The organism is Psychrobacter sp. UBA3480, assembly GCF_002377945.1.
Lineage (GTDB): Bacteria > Pseudomonadota > Gammaproteobacteria > Pseudomonadales > Moraxellaceae > Psychrobacter.
This window is the reverse complement of sequence record NZ_DFQV01000007.1, coordinates 1-18,015: the sequence shown is the minus strand read 5'-3', so window position 1 is coordinate 18,015 and position 18,015 is coordinate 1. Positions and strand designations below refer to the sequence as shown.

The 18,015-nt window shown below is 41.0% G+C and carries 14 protein-coding genes and 1 tRNA gene; 3 read left to right on the top strand and 12 right to left on the bottom strand.

The features are described from left to right. Positions 1-106: 106 nt before the first annotated feature. Both trpB and B2863_RS02220 read right to left on the bottom strand, forming a co-directional pair. Positions 107-1,381 carry a tryptophan synthase subunit beta gene (gene trpB, locus B2863_RS02225; RefSeq protein WP_296207246.1) on the bottom strand — a complete coding sequence of 425 codons (1,275 nt, stop codon included), beginning with the start codon at positions 1,379-1,381 and terminating at the stop codon, positions 107-109. Between the two features lie 160 nt (positions 1,382-1,541). Next, positions 1,542-2,243, bottom strand: a complete 702-nt coding sequence (locus tag B2863_RS02220) for a phosphoribosylanthranilate isomerase (RefSeq protein ID WP_296207277.1) — start codon at positions 2,241-2,243, stop codon at positions 1,542-1,544. A gap of 171 nt (positions 2,244-2,414) precedes the next feature. Between B2863_RS02220 and B2863_RS02215 the strand changes: the two genes are divergently transcribed. Beyond that, positions 2,415-4,031 carry a cryptochrome/photolyase family protein gene (locus tag B2863_RS02215; RefSeq protein WP_296207245.1) on the top strand — a complete coding sequence of 539 codons (1,617 nt, stop codon included), beginning with the start codon at positions 2,415-2,417 and terminating at the stop codon, positions 4,029-4,031. Between the two features lie 21 nt (positions 4,032-4,052). Here B2863_RS02215 and B2863_RS02210 read toward each other — a convergent pair whose 3' ends face one another. Continuing rightward, complete coding sequence (locus tag B2863_RS02210) at positions 4,053-4,793, bottom strand: DUF4230 domain-containing protein (RefSeq protein WP_296207244.1); 741 nt, start codon at positions 4,791-4,793, stop codon at positions 4,053-4,055. Positions 4,794-5,386: 593 nt separating this feature from the next. On the opposite strand from B2863_RS02210, the gene B2863_RS02205 reads away from it, so the two are divergent. After that, complete coding sequence (locus tag B2863_RS02205; protein WP_179799641.1) at positions 5,387-7,105, top strand: proline--tRNA ligase; 1,719 nt, start codon at positions 5,387-5,389, stop codon at positions 7,103-7,105. A gap of 123 nt (positions 7,106-7,228) precedes the next feature. Here the strand turns inward: B2863_RS02205 and queF are convergent, their stop codons facing one another. The 4 genes from queF to B2863_RS02185 form a co-directional block, all read right to left on the bottom strand. Then, entirely contained in the window at positions 7,229-8,113 is an 885-nt protein-coding gene (gene queF, locus B2863_RS02200; protein WP_296207242.1) for an NADPH-dependent 7-cyano-7-deazaguanine reductase QueF, read from the bottom strand. 65 nt (positions 8,114-8,178) lie between these two features. Next, on the bottom strand, positions 8,179-8,952 hold the full coding sequence (locus B2863_RS02195) for an ABC transporter permease (RefSeq protein WP_057762348.1): 774 nt from the start codon (positions 8,950-8,952) through the stop codon (positions 8,179-8,181). 29 nt (positions 8,953-8,981) lie between these two features. Continuing rightward, on the bottom strand, positions 8,982-9,944 hold the full coding sequence (locus tag B2863_RS02190) for an ABC transporter ATP-binding protein (protein ID WP_296207240.1): 963 nt from the start codon (positions 9,942-9,944) through the stop codon (positions 8,982-8,984). Positions 9,945-10,266: 322 nt separating this feature from the next. Then, complete coding sequence (locus tag B2863_RS02185) at positions 10,267-10,926, bottom strand: c-type cytochrome (RefSeq protein ID WP_296207238.1); 660 nt, start codon at positions 10,924-10,926, stop codon at positions 10,267-10,269. Positions 10,927-11,278: 352 nt separating this feature from the next. Here B2863_RS02185 and B2863_RS02180 point away from each other — a divergent pair. Then, positions 11,279-11,355: transfer RNA gene (locus B2863_RS02180), tRNA-Arg, on the top strand. Between the two features lie 322 nt (positions 11,356-11,677). On the opposite strand, the gene B2863_RS02175 is transcribed toward B2863_RS02180, so the two are convergent. The 5 genes from B2863_RS02175 to B2863_RS02155 all read right to left on the bottom strand — a co-directional run. Next, positions 11,678-14,113 (bottom strand): effector-associated domain EAD1-containing protein, encoded by a 2,436-nt coding sequence (locus B2863_RS02175; RefSeq protein ID WP_102083185.1) that lies wholly within the window; start codon positions 14,111-14,113, stop codon positions 11,678-11,680. After that, positions 14,106-14,951, bottom strand: coding sequence for a hypothetical protein (locus B2863_RS02170; protein WP_102078927.1), 846 nt, complete (start codon positions 14,949-14,951; stop codon positions 14,106-14,108). The genes B2863_RS02175 and B2863_RS02170 overlap by 8 nt, the downstream gene beginning before the upstream one ends. Next, on the bottom strand, positions 14,944-15,921 hold the full coding sequence (locus tag B2863_RS02165; protein ID WP_102083184.1) for a TRAFAC clade GTPase domain-containing protein: 978 nt from the start codon (positions 15,919-15,921) through the stop codon (positions 14,944-14,946). The genes B2863_RS02170 and B2863_RS02165 overlap by 8 nt, the downstream gene beginning before the upstream one ends. A gap of 2 nt (positions 15,922-15,923) precedes the next feature. Then, complete coding sequence (locus B2863_RS02160) at positions 15,924-17,054, bottom strand: GTPase-associated system all-helical protein GASH (RefSeq protein ID WP_102078720.1); 1,131 nt, start codon at positions 17,052-17,054, stop codon at positions 15,924-15,926. Positions 17,055-17,071: 17 nt separating this feature from the next. Further along, a partial coding sequence (locus B2863_RS02155) for a hypothetical protein (RefSeq protein ID WP_296207237.1) occupies positions 17,072-18,015 on the bottom strand: 944 nt, incomplete at its 5' end.

Sequence of the window (18,015 nt, the reverse complement as noted above, 5' to 3'; positions counted from 1 at the left end):
TAATTAAAAAATAGTTATCAATTAGCGTATTGAGATTTATGATACCTAATCGAGTTAATACGCTGCTAAACTTTCTTATACAACCATCTAAACCACTCTATTCTTACTACATCTCAATCCCTTCTGCTTTCATCACTGAATGCAGATCTTTGTCACCGCGACCTGACATATTAACGACGATCGTCTGGTCAGGTGTCATGGTTTTCGCCAGTTTCAATGCATAAGCGACGGCATGAGCAGTCTCAAGCGCAGGGATGATGCCTTCTTTACGAGTTGCCTCATGGAAGCCTTCCAACGCTTCTTTATCCGTACAACCGACATACTCAACACGCTTCATATCTTTTAAGAAGCTATGCTCCGGACCGACACCAGGATAATCAAGACCCGCTGAGATAGAATGCGTCTCTTGAATTTGGCCATCATCATCTGCCATGAGGTAAGTACGGTTGCCATGTAGCACACCGATACGGCCAGCAGCCAATGGTGCTGAATGACGACCTGACTCGATACCATCGCCTGTTGCCTCGACGCCATACATTTTTACTTCAGTATCGTTTAGGAAGTCAAAGAACAAACCAATAGCATTTGAACCACCACCAACACAAGCGACCAATGCATCAGGAAGCTTGCCTGTTTTCTCTAAATGCTGAATGCGCGCTTCTTTCCCAATAATCGCTTGGAAATCACGAACCAATAGCGGATAAGGGTGCGGCCCTGCAACCGTACCAATAATATAATACGTGCTATCAACATTGGTCACCCAGTCACGCATGGCTTCGTTCATCGCGTCTTTGAGCGTACGTGAGCCAGAAGTAACCGGCACGACTGTCGCCCCAAGCAAGCGCATACGATAGACGTTCATCTTTTGACGTTCAACATCGTCAGCACCCATATAGACGATACATTCTAGCCCCAAGCGCGCAGCAATCGTTGCGGTCGCGACACCATGCTGTCCTGCGCCAGTTTCGGCGATGATACGTTTTTTGCCACACATCTTGGCAAGCAATGCCTGACCAATGGTGTTGTTTACTTTGTGCGCGCCAGTATGGTTCAGGTCTTCACGCTTAAAGTAAATTTGCGCGCCGCCGATCTCATCACTCAAGCGTTTGGCATGATATAGCGGCGTTGGACGACCGACATAATTGACCAAATCGTTATGATACTCTTCCCAAAACGCTGGATCTGCTTTGACTTTGGTATAAAGCGTCTCAAGCTCTTCTAATGCGGCCATCAGCGTCTCAGAGACAAAGCGTCCACCATGTACACCGAAATGGCCGCGTGCATCAGGATACTGGTTAAAGTCCTGTACGTTTTCAGGATTGGTAAAGGTGTTTACAGATTGTGCTGTAGTAGATAAATCTTTGTTCTCGACATGACTCATGATAATTCCTACTGTAATAAGTGGTATTTTTTAGATAATTTTAGATAAATAGAGAGAAAATAATAAAAAGGATAACAATCTAATCAGATTTAAGCAGAAAAATCGGAATAACGATCAACTAAGCAGATTACGTATCGCAAATAGCTTGATACAAACCCATTTAGATGGCGCCAGTGACCGTAGCGTTTTGCCATCGATCGCGCTTGACCGCTTTCATAAAGGCACGCATTTTGGCAGCGTCTTTTTTACCTTTATCAACCTCAATACCACCACTCACATCGACGCCATAAATCGGCAAATCTAATGTAGCGGCAACATTATCGGCATCGAGTCCACCAGCCAAAACGATCGGTAGTGCGCTGTCATGTGGAATGAGACTCCAGTCAAAACGCTGCCCTGTACCGCCGTATGCATCTTGATGATAAGCATCCAGCAAAATACTACTGGCACCTGCAGTCGCAAATCTATTAATTTGGGCGCGAACGCTATCGAGACTGTCTTGCTCTGTATTGATACGCAATGCTTTGATCCAACGTTTATTGACCATACCTGCCAGCTGTTGGCACTGTTCAGGCGTTTCATCACCATGGAACTGGATAATATCAAAAGAGACGTTGTTTACTAACTTAATCAGCTCATCTTTGGGCATATTGACTACCAATGCCACCACACTGACAAAAGCAGGTACGGCAGCGCTTAGGGTTTGCGCCTGCTCTATCGTGACCGCACGCGGACTTGGTGGATAAAACACCAAACCCACTGCATCTGCACCTAACTGTGCTGCAGTCTGTATATCACTAAGCTGAGTAAACCCGCAAAACTTAACGTGCATTTTGTGACCTTGCGTTTCATGGTACTGAATATGACACCGATTATAGCGGCATCAGATAGGTTCAAGCCAAAGATAAATCGTTAGATGTGATGAGGTTTTGTTAACCAAACGGCAAAGCCATTGCATCCAAAAACTTATCCTAGCATACTTTTATCCTTAGTTTTGTTTATGATTGCGATTGATTAATATAGGGATACTTTGATGTCTAAGACTGCACAGACAGCCGCTACTGATACTGACGACAATGCTACTAGCAAAAATCCACCGCATTATTTGATGTGGTTTCGCCGTGACCTACGCATTCATGACAATACCGCTCTAGCAGCGCTTTGTGAACGTGCAAAGGAAGACAACGCTTCAGTGTCTGCCGTATTCTTTTTGACGCCTGAGCAGTGGCAAGCGCACGATACGTCCCTTGTACAAGTTGATCATATTGCTCGCACGCTACCTATTCTAGCAAAGGGCTTGCAATCGCAACTGAACATCACTTTAACAGTACAGCTCTGTCCAAGCTTTACTGACTGTATAGAGGCGCTCACGACTTTATGCAATGACAATGAAATCAGCTGCGTCATGGCCAATCACGAGTACGAAGGCAATGAGATTGATCGTGATGAGCAATTAAACAAAAAACTTGCAAAAGAAGATATCAAGTTTGTCCGCTGGCATGACCAATGCATTTTGCCACCGCAAAGCATCACGACCAATGATGGCGATAGTATGTATAAGGTCTTCACCCCATTTTATAAAAAATGGCGACATATGTTGGACGTCAGCACTATTCAAATGCATGAAGCACCCGCAGTGGTTAGCGATTATAAAATCAAACTACAATCATCGCAAACATTTGCCAACACAATCGACGATATCGAAGCACTAAGTGAGAAGATGCTCAGTGACTACCAGCAGACATTAGAAAAGAACGAGTCATTGCAACATATCGATATGACAGCTCAGCTTAACCAAGCAAGAGACGCCTATCCTGCAGGTGAGTCTGCCGCTTGCCAGCGTCTAGAAGTATTCGTCGATGATGATATCAATGATTACGATGTAAGCCGTGATGTCCCCCACTTGCACGCAACCAGTCAGCTATCGGCTTACCTCACCATAGGCTCTATCAGTCCTAGATTCTGCTATCTACAGGCGAGCAAAGCACAGGAAAAGCTACACGGCAATGACGGTGATAATGAAGACATCAATCGCTGGATAAGTGAGCTTGCGTGGCGAGACTTTTATCGCCATGTACTGGTCGAAAAACCAAATCTGATTCGTCATAAGGCTTATAAAGAAGATACTGACACTAAGATCAATTGGTCATATGACAATGATGACTTTAAGACATGGTGCACTGGCAAAACAGGCGTGCCGCTCGTAGATGCAGCAATGCGTTGCCTAAATGCGACAGGGTTTATGCATAATCGCCTGCGAATGGTCACCGCGATGTTTTTGACGAAGGATTTATTGATTGATTGGCGCTTGGGTGAGCGTTACTTTATGCAGCAGCTGATAGATGGCGATTTTGCGTCCAATAATGGTGGCTGGCAATGGAGCGCGTCGACAGGTACGGACTCAGCGCCCTACTTCCGTATTATGAACCCCTTTAGCCAAGCCAATACGCATGATCCTAAAGCTCTGTTTATTAAAACTTGGCTACCGGAGTTAAAAGATATTCCTAACAGTATCTTGCACAACGAAGACAAGATGCGTAAGGAATTGGCAAAAGGTGGTAAGTTTGCCGATGTTGACTACCCTGCACCGATGATCGAGCATAAATCAGTACGCAAGCTAGCTATTGCTGAGTTTAAAAAAGAAGCTTAATTTTAGAAAATAACTAGTAGACTAGCCATTGGTAGTGACTGGCAATTGACATGCACCTGCACCCTGAGTGGTAACCGTCACTACCGCTCCCGTGAGTGCAAATAGCTGCTGCAATTGGGTTTGCGCATTTTGAAGTGCCATATTCATGACATCACCTCGACAGGCACGCTCAAGCACTTCTTTTTTTGCCATGGTCTGTGCTTGTGCCAATATATTAGGATCGACTTGCATCATGCCAAAAGCCCCTGTCTGCCAGTCATAAATCTCGATATCATCCAAATATACTAAAAATATCTCTGTAGGCGGCAAAGTAATATTGATTTGCGGCATAGTGGCAGCTGGTGAGTTGGCATCAGCTACTTGCTCTTCGTCTGCATTAGCTTGAGCAGGTTGCACTACTTGTACCATCTCAGGTGTCAGTGCACTCAGATCAACGCCTGCCTCTACGCGACCATGAGCGATAAACAAGGCCTTTTGCTCATCCTGCCACAGCTTCATCCAGCTCCCAGGTCGCTCGCTCGTAATCACTGTATCAACGCTGAATGCGACGGTATGTAAGCGATTTAACTGCTGAATTTGCGTAACCACCCCTTCGCGAGTAATGGTTTCTATCGGCGCTTCTTCTGGTTTGTTTTGCGCGCTATAAATAGCAAAAACAATCGCTGCTAGACCGATAAGTAATATCACCCACGACATTGTCGCAATAGGACGTTTCTCAGGCTTTTGAGTGGCTTTAGCGTTATTCATATCAGGATTATCCATAGAAGCTACCTTTATAATGTTGCATTGTTTTTATAAGGCTAACTGTATTATCAAAACTCTGTAATACCTGACCTATAAATGCGACTATTGTGCAGTAACTTCAAGTATTGGCTACCATTCCTCTACATAACTTTATCCATAAACCTCTACGCACTCATGTTAATAAACTGTCTCTCAAGTAATCAGTGCTTTCGCTATAAAATCATACGAATAGCTCAATTATTTATCCCTTATTGAACCCTTTGCGTCACGTTCGGTCTGAAAAGACAAAAAGTCATTGCGTCTTAGGCGAACTTTACCTAACATAGTCAGATTGTATGAATAAAATGTCAGTCTTAAAGCATTTATCAGGGTTTTGACCTGAATATATTGCATTTTTGGCATATTGATACATCAAATCAAATTTGCCTCTCTTTTATGAGAGTGGTTTTTACTGATGTGCTTTGTATATAAGCAGGTTGGTAACTAGGAAATACCCTAGATTATTGCTAAGTGATAAAGGTAAGCTTGCGGCGGCAATGAAACGATTAGCCATACGCTCAACATCCTACTATTTCTTATTTTTTTATCGTTGATAAGGTTACGCTTTATTTATGAAAGCCAGTCAATTTTTATTTGCCACACTAAAAGAAACCCCCAGTGACGCCGACATCGCCTCAAGCCAATTGATGGTGCGTGCTGGTCTTATCCGCAAGATTGCTTCTGGATTGTATATTTGGTTGCCTATGGGTCTGCGCGTCTTACAAAAGGTCGAACGTATTGTTCGTGAAGAGATGCAAAACGTCGGCGCACAAGAAGTGCTAATGCCGATGACTCAGCCTGCTGAGCTTTGGCAGACGACCGGACGTTTCGATGATTATGGTCCTGAGCTATTGCGCTTCAAAGACCGTCATGATCGCGATTTTGTACTTGGTCCAACGCACGAAGAAGTCATCACCAATCTAGCACAAGGCGAGCTACGTAGTTATAAACAACTACCGATTACTTTCTTTCAGATTCAAGGTAAATTCCGTGACGAGATTCGTCCACGCTTCGGTGTGATGCGCGCCCGTGAATTCACCATGAAAGATGCTTACTCTTTCCATGTGGATCAAGCCTCATTGGCCAAGACTTACCATGATATGTATGACGCTTATACACGCATCTTTACCCGCTTGGGCTTAGATTTCCGTGCGGTACAAGCAGATACGGGCTCTATCGGTGGTTTTGCCTCACATGAGTTCCATGTCTTGGCAGATAGCGGCGAAGACGATATTGCGTTTTCGGACTCATCTGACTATGCAGCCAACGTAGAGCTAGCAGAATCTGTCAGCACCGCTGAGCGTCAACCGCCAAAAATGGAGCGTGAAGACGTTCTAACTGAAGGCATGACCAGCTGCAAAATGGTTGCTGAACACTTGGACATCCCGTTAGAAACGACGGTTAAAACCTTGATCGTTCATGGTCATACCGAGAATGATGAGCCACAACTGATTGCTATCGTGTTGCGCGGCGACCACCAGCTCAACACTATTAAAGCTGAGAAAATCGAAGAAGCCAACGTACCATTGACATTAGCATCTGACGAAGAGCTAAAAGCGGCAGGTCTGCATAAAGGCTATATCGGCGTTAATTTAGATATGCCTGTATTCGTTGATCGTTCAGCAGCTGCGCTTTCAGATTTTGTCTGCGGTGCCAATGAAGTGAACAAACATACTATCGGTATGAACTGGGCACGTGATACTCGCATTACTCGCATCGTTGATGTGCGCAATGTACAAGAAGGCGACCCGTCTCCTGATGGTAAAGGCAGCCTAAAAATCAAACGCGGTATCGAAGTCGGTCATATCTTCCAGTTGGGTGATAAATACTCACAAGCGATGAACTGTACAGTTTCTGGCGAAGATGGCAAACCTGTCACCTTGATGATGGGCTGTTATGGTATTGGCGTTAGCCGTATTATTGCCGCTGCTATCGAGCAGAACAATGATGAAAACGGTATTATGTGGCCAAAAACACCAACGGTTGATGATTCAATCGCTCCTTTTGAAGTCGCCATCATCCCGATGAAATCTAAAGAAGAGACGGTCATGCAGACGGCAACCGCCCTGTATGAAGAGTTAAAATCTCAAGGCATCAACGTACTACTGGACGATCGTAACGAGCGCCCAGGCGTTAAGTTTGCTGATCTTGAGTTGATTGGTATACCACATCGTATCGTCGTGTCTGATCGCAACTTGGCTGAAGACAAGTATGAGTACGTCAATCGCCGTGAAGCCGAAAAGCAAATGCTGAGCCGTGAAGAAGTCATGGCAAAAGTAAGCGGTAAATAGTCTTGTAATTAAAGACTATATAACAAAAAGCGCCTATCTCATCACGTGAGATAGGCGCTTTTTTATTGGCTTAAAAACTATTTAACATTGTATTTTTATGAACATTGTATTTTTAGCAAGAACTTACTGGCGGATTAAACGGCTTGGCGTAGGCAATAGACTGATATCACTAACACGGCAAGGATTGATATCGATACCACCGCGGCGCGTATACCACGCCCGTACCATTAGCTCGCTTGGCTGATAGTATTGGCTCAAATCAGCAAATATCTGCTCGACACACTGCTCATGGAAACCATTGTGCTGACGGAAGCTCAATATATAACGCAGCATGTTTGCATTATTAAAAGGCTTATCAGTCGTTATCGAAACGGCCAGAGTTCCCCAATCTGGTTGATTGGTCACTGGGCAATTACTACGCAGTAGATTGGAATAAAAGGTATACGGCTGCGTACCATCACTTGCCACGCTTTCATCGCTAGCCCCTACTTCTTTTTCACTCAGCAACGACGCATCAGGATGTTCCGTTAACGCAACTTTATCCGTGCTATCTGCCAATGCCTCATCAATGCAAATACCCTCAGGCTGAGCAATCAATAACGCTGTTTCGTTACCATCTAGATCATCGTTTAAACCGAATAACGCTACCTGTACGTCTGTTTGCAAACAAGCTGACAAGTCTTTCGCAATCAACGCTTGTACGTCATTCCAACTGGCGAATTCGGTAAAGTTAATACTATTCAAATATAACTTAAGCGATTTTGACTCCACGATAAACGGTGAGCTAGCAGGAATACTAAAGCGTGCAATCGCTACTTGCGAGATACCTTGCGGATTTAACCAAGATATCTCAAAAGCCTGCCACCAATCGACACCGACGGCTAGCTTGTCGTCATGCCAACCAATCGCATCACGTCCCATGCTGCGCGCAATCGGATATAGCGTCTCTGGGCTATACTCAGTTGGATAGTCTGTGGTTTGCTCACCTAAGATACCGTGAATACTCATCTGTCTTCCTAATATTAAACCGTTTAAAATTTACTCTAAATAATATGCTTAGCGAATAATACGCACTACAAACGTACACGTGAACCATTACTTAGCAAGCGATAAGCGATGGTATAAAATATCGCACAGAATACAAAAATAGCCGCCATTGAATACCAAACATTGACATCAGAGTAGCCAAGAATACCGTAACGGAATGAGTTGACCATATAGACGATAGGGTTCAGTAGCGAGATATTTTGCCAAAATGGCGATAAATTCTCCATCGAATAGAACACACCGCCAAGATAGGTCAACGGGGTCAATACGAAGCTCGGGATAATAGAGATATCATCGAATGAGCGTGCAAATACCGCATTGATAAAGCCGCCTAACGAAAATAGGATAGACGTGCCAAGTACCGTAAATACAGTCACAAATAAATGCTCGATACCAAGATCAGTAAAGAACAGCGCCACTATCGAGACAATCACACCGATGGCCAGACCACGGAAGATACCACCACTGATATAACCCATCAAAATAGCATGCTTAGATACGGGCGAGACCAAAAGCTCTTCGATACTAGACGTGAACTTGGCACTAAAAAAGCTTGAGACGACGTTAGAGTAACTGTTGGTAATGATCGACATCATGATCAAACCAGGCACGATAAACTGCATGTAAGGTACGCCGCCCATCTCACCCACACGCGAACCAATCATCTTACCAAAGATGACAAAATACAAACTCATCGTGATAACTGGCGGTAGCAACGTCTGCGGCCAGATACGTAAAATACGGCGCACTTCTTTGAACCAAATAGTACGAAACGCAATCCACTTCTTACTCAATGACATTGTTTTATTATGATCGATTAGTTCCTGACTCATAACCCCGCCTCCTTCATGCTATCTGCACTTTGAATGTTTTTGTCTACCAAGCGCATAAATAACTCTTCTAGTCGGTTAGCTTTATTGCGCATACTCGCCACACTGATACCCTTATCAGACAACTGATTAAAGACACCGTTTAGTGACTCACCTTCTGTCAAGGTAACTTCTAGCGTCTGCTCGTCTGGTTGCGAGACCCCTGTGACTCCTGTCAGAGCCAACTGCTCAGTGAGCGGCGTATCCAAATCAAACACAAACGTCTCTACCGACAACTGCGCCAGTAGCTCTTTCATTTCCGTATTAATACGAATCTCGCCGTGATCCAAGATCGCAATGCGTTTACACAATTGCTCAGCTTCTTCGAGATAATGAGTCGTCAGAATAATAGTGGTATTTTCTTCAATATTAATCTGCTGCATGAATTCCCACATCGAGCGGCGAAGCTCGATATCGACACCCGCAGTTGGCTCATCTAGAATCAATAGTTTTGGTTTGTGAATCAAAGCACGGGCAATCATCAAACGGCGTTTCATACCACCAGATAGCTCACGTGATTTGCTGTCGCGCTTATCCCATAATCCTAGCGCTGTTAACAGTCTCTTTGCGCGTGGTTTGGCTTCTTTTGCCGGAATACCAAAATAACCCGCTTGCGTAATCAGGATATCTTCGACTTTTTCGAACATATTAAAGTTAAATTCTTGCGGTACAACGCCAAGGTATTGCTTGGCAATCGAAGGGTTCTCTAATAGGTCTGTGCCGAAAATATGGACGCTACCGGTGGTTGGCTTAAACAATGAGCTAATAATGCCAATCATGGTAGATTTGCCTGCGCCGTTTGGCCCAAGTAACGCAAAGAAACCACCTTGTGGTACCGTTAAATCAACCCCTTTTAATGCCGAAAACCCATTGTCATAGGTTTTGGATAGGTTTTTTATGGAGAGTGCTGGTGCATCAGACATGAAGACCTCTTTATTTGTTATCAATTTATATAAAATGCGATTTTAGAATAATAGGCCGTGTTGAACATTCGACTATCATTATCATATAGGCAAAAGCCGTATAAGAATGTTCAACACACTCTACTATCTAAAGGTAACAATGTAATGTACGGTAATGAATGAACTAATCTCATAAAATGAGGCTACTCATGGCGAATTTCAACTGCCTTGTATTCGAAGTACCATATTAATAATACTCATCATGAAAAAGCGCCTATCTCATCACTGAAATAGGCGCTTTATAGATAACTATCGTAAAAGCTTGGAAGGTAATCAACAAAGATTAGCTTGCTTCTGCAACCATATAATCTACAGCATTTTGAACTTCTTCATCAGGAATATCCGCGCCACCTTTGGCAGGCATCGCATTGAAACCATTGATAGCATGGGTATATAGCGTATCTTTACCTTTTGCGATACGTGGGCCCCAAGCGCCAGCATCACCAAAGATAGGAGAGCCTAGCAAGCCTGCTGTATGACAAGTATGACATACAGCATTATATACCGCTTTACCGTCACGAGGACCGTCGCCAGCAGCTGGGCCAGATGAGCGTGCCGTTACATCACAAGCTTCACCATCTTCAAAACAGATATTGGCAACAGGTTGGATACGCGCAATCAGATTAGGATACAAAGCAATTAGCTTCTGTACTTGCGGCGTATCTTGTGGAATTGGCTCTTCATCAGCGGCAGGCGCTGCAGCGGCAGTTTCTTCACCTTCTGCTAGAGCGGCTTCGTCAATAGGCGCAGCAGCACCATCTGTCGTATCTGCAGCAGCTTGGGTATCGTCACCTAGCGTTTCAGGAGCAGCTTCTACGACCTCTTGGCCTTCTGCTACGTCTGACGCAGTTACAGGAGTGTCTACAACATCTTCAGCTTGGCTCACCGCGATACTAGCGATTCCTAGAATGGCAGCTGCCGATAACATAACTACTTTTCTCATTCGTCACGTTCTCTTATTACGTATACAAGGACTAGCACGGCTCGGACATTCTGTCTGTCCTCCTTTGACGACTTCTAAGTCTTCAATAGCAGACAGCCATCCCGCGTGCCAACGCACTTGTAATCGGTGATTATAAATATGAATTCTCCCCAACATTATAAGGGAAAAGGCAGGTAAATTGCCATGCTTGTTTAATGACTTGGCTGTTTTTTCTTAAAAAACCTCAATCGCGACTGTCATTTATTGGCTTTATGCTTTTTATTTGTTAGACTAAGCGGTCTTTATTTCTAGACACCTTATGCTAATTATCACGCGCATCTAAGCGTGACAGTTAGACATATCGTTATCATATGCGCTCGTAGCTCAGTTGGATAGAGTATCGGTCTCCGAAGCCGAGGGTCGTGGGTTCGATTCCCGCCGAGCGCACCACTATTTATAGCTTAAGCTTTGTTCAAATTTCGCCTCAGGCATTAGATTGTTTGGGGTTTTTTTGTGTCTGAATTTTAGATCAAGCCCTTTATTCACAATGCCTGGCTATTTTATCTTTCTAAACTCTCATGAAGTCACATTCTCTTTAATCCTGTATTAGCTATAAGTTTGCGTACATACATTCTCTCTCTTAAAAATCAGTGACCAAGTTATCAGTGACCAAACGGTGACCATTTTGTGACCAAGGTTGAGAAACACAGGAACTTCTATCACTCCAACGATAGAAACGATGATTTGATAAAACAACTCATATAACTTTTGCTTAAAAAAAGGTCTTCAGCTCATTTAATTCAGTATTATATGGATACCTTTCTAGCATGATATCAATCAAAGTAAGCACGCCTCCTTCTATGTTACCTTTTTTTGCTTTTTTAATCGCTTTAGTCCATTGTTTGCCAAGGTTTCCATTGGAGTTTAAATCTTTGAGTTTGCCACCTGCTTTCTCCCACAGGAATTCTAATTCTTCTGAACTATATAAGGAACTGGCTTCGTCAACTAATCTACTAATAAGATAATCATCTGGCAATTCATCAAGGTTTATCTTAGATTTAAATGAATAGGCCCACTTTTGTTTTTTTGGTAATAGACTGTAGCAATATTTCAGCGCATTATTAACAACCTTCTTATTTCCATACAATGTATATAAAGCCTTAGTTATTGATATCCATTTACTTGAGTTTATGAACTCTCCTAAATTTTTACCATACTGTCTCCAGTTGTTGTCAGTATATTGACCTAAAATATTAATTACTTCAGATTCATTCACATGAACATTCCATCCTATTAATAAATCCATTACCTTAGGCGCTATCTCTGATTTTAGGAACTTCTCCTTTATATTTTCTTGAATGATTTTATCAGTTACGTTACTGATGCCGTTTTCAACGACATATTTACTTACCGTATTAATCAGTACCTGCGTATCCGATTTACTTAATTTATCCCAAGAAAAACCTTCAGTTAACTGCAACAGTGCTCGCTCAGCAAGATTTTCTTCAAAGCTTTTCTCTGCTAGTATTTCAATCAATCCATATGTTTCATGACCATTAGTAGCACTACGTAAAATACTGTCTATTCCATCGTTGATGATAATTTTGGATGGTATTGATAACTTACTGCGATAGCCCTGTGAAAGCAAATATCTATCAAACTTCTTATCTAGTTCTAGATAGGGTAGTAAATTTTCAACGAGTGTATCTGTATTCTCAATGTTTGTAATTACTCTCGTATCATCGATGACCCTAAAAGTACTTAATAGTTCATTTTCGTTATATAACTCAATCAAGTAATCAAAGCCAACTACCTCAGGATGCTCAAAATCTAAGATTTTATTCAGAGCCATTATAGGTTGATCTAATCTAAATAAGCACCAGGCATATAGTTTTGCCCAGTTTTTTGACCTAGCAAATTCCTTTAGCCTTTCGATATCATTATCATTAGGCTCATTTTCAAGAGTCAATTCTAAGATGCCCTTTTCAATATCTTTTGAGTCTGAAATAACATCACTCGCTATGGCAAACAATTCTTCATCTATAATCAGCTGTTTAGCTTGTTGAAGCCAACTAGGCGTCAATGTATCAACCCCCTGACTAATACCTTTCTTTAGGGCTATATACCACCACCTATTCTTCCTTATACTGTCGGCTATCAACCTATTTTTATCTTCATCTTTCAATAAAGTAAATTTATTTTCGATGTAACTCGCTAACGAAAGACATAGTAAGTTATAGTTGTGATTCTTTTTAAATACGATATTTTGTATTTTTTCTACTTCCATAAAGCTTAAACTTGTTAGGTTCTCTGCAAGATATATGAGTGCTTTGTTTACATATATATCTAAGTCACCTTCAGTATCTTCAAATGATAAGCTATTTCTAATAAGGTTAATTGCAAGAGACGCTGAAGGTTCTGTATTAAACGTGTCTATCAACTCCACAGTTCTTGATAACTTTCTCAGTCTTTGTAACGGAGGTTTTTCTATGGCTAATGATGTGTTCTCTAAGAGATTTTCAAGAATAGTATCCTGATGGTCTAAAAGAAATTTTACCGCTCTAGTATCGCTAACCTCATTGTTGTTGCCAGTACTACTAATAGCAGTATAAGGTTCAATCCATCGAAGCTTATTAGATGCTATAGATGCGACAATATTGAATTCGCTCTCATCGGCTAAGATTTGAGAAGGACTCCATTTCACGTTACATATTAGCCTTTTCCTAGCTTTTGGCCATAAACTTCTCCAAAGCTCCATAATGATAGTGGCAAAAGAAGCTAGATTTTCTAAGATTAAGACAGGGTGAGTTGCTATTACTAATGAGTCAAATACGTTTTTTAACTGCTCATTAGTAATTTCTGGTAATTTTTCAGAATTCATAATTGATATTAAAATATCTGTCAAATCGTTTAATTCTATCGCTTGATTAACAGGTAACAAGGCAACCTTACTTCTAACCATTCCTCCTCTAAAAGCTCCAAAATCAGGATACGTACACCATAAGCACCAATAATCGTTAAAGACCTCACATCCAAGAACTGGATACCAAACTACATTCGCTGGCAAATAACCTGCTGGTTTATCAGTAATAGATAGCAGTTGACTTGGAAGCTCTACTTCGGAATTAGTAGTATGGATAAGTTGATGCTTATTGTCTTTATCACCATAGGTGGCATAAATAGGAAAAGCTAAATCAGAGTCAGTCATTAAGCAACCATTTAATAGGTAAAGTTAGGTCGATATTTTTCTGCTCAATAGTCTCATTTGGCGATATAACCCAGCCCTGGTTCTCTGGACCTTCATCAATAAAATCTTCATCTTTTGACGCTTCTGTTAATTCCTTTCCTAATGCAGAAAGCCCCCATATACTTAATTTATCCTCGTCCCAGTTAGAGACCAAATACGAAGCTAACATTGGTAGTCGTTGCTCTAAAATCATATGTGGAGTGGCATTTTCAGTATTTACTTCATCGTAACAGGAAAGCAAAACGGCTACCTTAGGGCTTTGAACTTTGTTAGCTATTTGCGTTTTTGATAATTGTAATAGTATCTGTAACTTTTCTACCCAGTAAGGATTTGCGTCCCAATTTGTGGAATTAGGTGATTCATGCTTCTTTTCTGGTTTTTCATTATTGGCCAATTTTTCAAGGAAATCTGGGAATGTAGGTTCGCTTTCCACCCTAATCACGATAAGCCATTTATCACTATCATCTAATTGGCTTTTCCATTTCTCATCTAACGAGCGTGTAGAGAAAATAGTATCCCATTGCTCACCTGCGTATTCAGGCCAATTTATATCAAACTCTTTACCATTTTCATCTATTAATGGTATTTTTAGGCTATTCCAAGTCTCAGCCACAGTATGAGCAGAAGCTTTACCTTCGCTTAGTGCTTCAAAAACCTCACCAAGCATTTCTAAATTTGCTGGTGTTCCATTGATATTTAGTGAGCTTCGAGGCTCTTTAAGACGACCATAAAGTTGTCCAAAAAAGTGTGTTTTACCACTGTTAGCTCGACCAATAACCAATATATTTTTCTTAGACATGACTTCCTCGGTAGCACATAAAAGGTGAGTTGCTCACAATAGGGTCAGAAACTATTATCGGTTGTCTGAATGACTCATTCTCTAGTAATAAATCATGTATAACATTAGTAACTGAATCTGGGTTTTCTATGGTTACTTTATATTGTTTGGCATGTGGAATATTAAATAAAAGCTTATCAGTAATTTGTTTTTTCATTCTGTCTGAAATCGGGTTTTCTACTAACTCATCGGACTTAGTCCAAATTAAAGCTGTAGGTTTTTTTTTGGTAAATGGAATGAGTCTTTCAAATAACATAAATAACTCTTTTCGTGCCTTTCCTCTATTTTCTCCTGCAAACTTATTACAATCAGCTGTTATGATAAACATGTCTGAGTTCGTAGCCATCCATTGCGCACCACCCGCATTAGGATCATCTGAGTTTAATGACCATGTAGTGAACCATTCGCCAGGAGCATCAGTAAGTAACAAGTCGATCAAATTGCTTTCATTATCTCTTAATGCCAGGTGTAGTAACCCTGGAACCCTCTCTGATTGTCGAGAAGTATGAGGTGGGAAAGTGGACTTAGTTGTATCGAGTCTTGAATAAGATGACAGGTTCTCCCATGCTACCAAGCTTTTAGAACCAGCAAATTTATAACTTAATTTAAGTCCTTGGCGTATATAATTTAGATAAGCAATCAGTAAGAATGTGGTTTTTCCCGTGTCATGCGAACCAAACACACCAATAAAACGGCTTTCGCCTCGTGCCCGAATTTGGCTTAAGTCTTGTATTCCTAAGTTATTACCCGACCACCATATCCTATATTGCTTTAATTCAGGATTTTCTGTAGTTTCTTTTAATTTAACTTCAAAATATTGGCATTCATTAGGATAATCCTTACCCTCACTACAAGCTCCGCCATCACCGACATAACAATCTTTTCCCTCTCTAGAACAAACACCACCTACGGTTATTTCACTATCACTCATACTCATGTCTCTACTTGATTTTCAGCAGATTGTTCTCGAAAAATAGCTTGAGCCAATTTAGGAAGACTAATTTCTGTATCTTTGGAGATACTCAGTTTAGATATAGCGGTATCTGTATCGAAAGAATCATCAGAAAAAGCGTAACTAACAAAGTCCTTCAGTGACCAATTGTCTTTATAACCAATTGTTAGTTGCCGAATAGTCTCTTTCGGGACACTATCTTTATTTTTTGAATAAAATTCCCATATCTTTTCTAAAGAAAACTTTTCTTCAATATCTATATTAGGTAAGTCGGCAACTGTTTCAAAGATTAAATAAGAAATACTTGCTGGTGGCGCATTTTCCATTAGAGACAGTAAATCACTCACCATGACTATTAAGGCAATTTTACCTTCAAACTCTCTATAGCTTTGATTTAAGGAAGGAGAGTATAAAGCCTTACTCCACCAAATGGTGTCTAACTTTAAATTTTCATTAGACCTAATATTTTCATTTATACTATTTCTGTATTGTTCAAATTTTTGATACTGGCTTTGATAAAGACTTTCTCGGGTCGTAAAATCTTCAGATAATTTAGTATACATGGTTTGAAAGTCCTGGATGCCTTCAAGCTCAGTACTTAGTTCAAATGTAGGAAGCTTTCTTGGAAATGGTATTTTATTCCCTTTTCCGTTCTCTAGAAGATCGAAACTTGAATATTCCTCACTTTCTTTAGACCATTGTGAAAATATACTTTCAAAGACTTCTTTTTCTTCTGCGAACCGTTTGAAGGGTAGCATATCAGCAATTGTATTCCACAGTATATAAGCATACCTTTGATTATCTAATGCTAATTGTTGACAAGCATCTAGAAGCATAGAGCGATAAAGTAAGAATGGGGTGTCTATGTAGATTGACCTGGCCGACCTCCATACTTCTGTAAAACATTCATCTGCAATTTTTATTGCTATATCATCGCTATTAGGCGTTTGGTTTATACTGGTTAATACAAATGAGGTAAGCAATGGCTCATCTTCTTTCAACCTTTCTACTAGTAAGGTAGTTGCCTCAACCATATTATCAAAACGCCTATCATCGCCATCTAGCTTTTCAATTAAACCTAAACTATTGACTCCATCCAATACTCTTGACATTTACTGTACTCCAAATTTTATGAGTGGTAAGCTTTTAATAAAGATTTTATAGCTATGCATTGAGGATTATCTTTTTGAATGATTTGTAAAAGCGCTTTCGGTGTTACTTCTGAGCCTTGGTTTACTTTTTTCCATATGGTATGCCAGCGGGTATATGGGCGTGACTTATTTTCTAAATCACTCAGCTTACCTCCTGCTCTTTCCCATAAGACTTGAGTTTCGTCAAAGTCTGGATACAACTCTGCAAGCAGACGCACTATGTCATCACTGTCCATATTATCGCTTTCAATTTCTGGTAACTTATCTTCTTTACGAGTAAATAAAGACTCACTATTCCTTAATAAGAGAATAAGCAACTCAGCTGAAGCACGTGCTGCAAAAGTACGGTAACGATCATCTTTATAAGGATCTGCAAAATCTGATACTCCTTTTGCAAATATAAATGGCATATCGTAGCTATCAGCTGATGCAGCTAACCCACTTCCTTCCATGTCTAGTCCTAGCACTTTTCTCATATAACTTGAAAGCTTATTATATATTTGCTCATCTTCAGTAACAGTTGCTCCTGTTGCGATAGGTGCAACATGGACAGAAAACTCTGGTTCTGCTGGTAGTCCTCTCGGGTTGAGTAATAATAAATCTTGAATATATTCTATACCCGCTTCGGTTAACTTAACTGGTTTCTCGATATAACCTCTTTTTCTAAGTCTCAAGATAACATCGCTCCAATCTGGACACTTTTCATCAAAATTATCTTGTTCAACTGGTTTCTTATTATCTATTAATTGACTCAATACCCAGTTTTCTTGCGCTTCTAAAGAATACTGAGGCTTTAATTCCATCCATGCCATACTCTGATTTTTATATAACGTACTTGTACGTTGCATGTTTTGAACTATTGTTTCACTTGGTTTGTACTGCAACGTATCGCCTTGAAAGACTTTGAACCGCCCCGACTTTA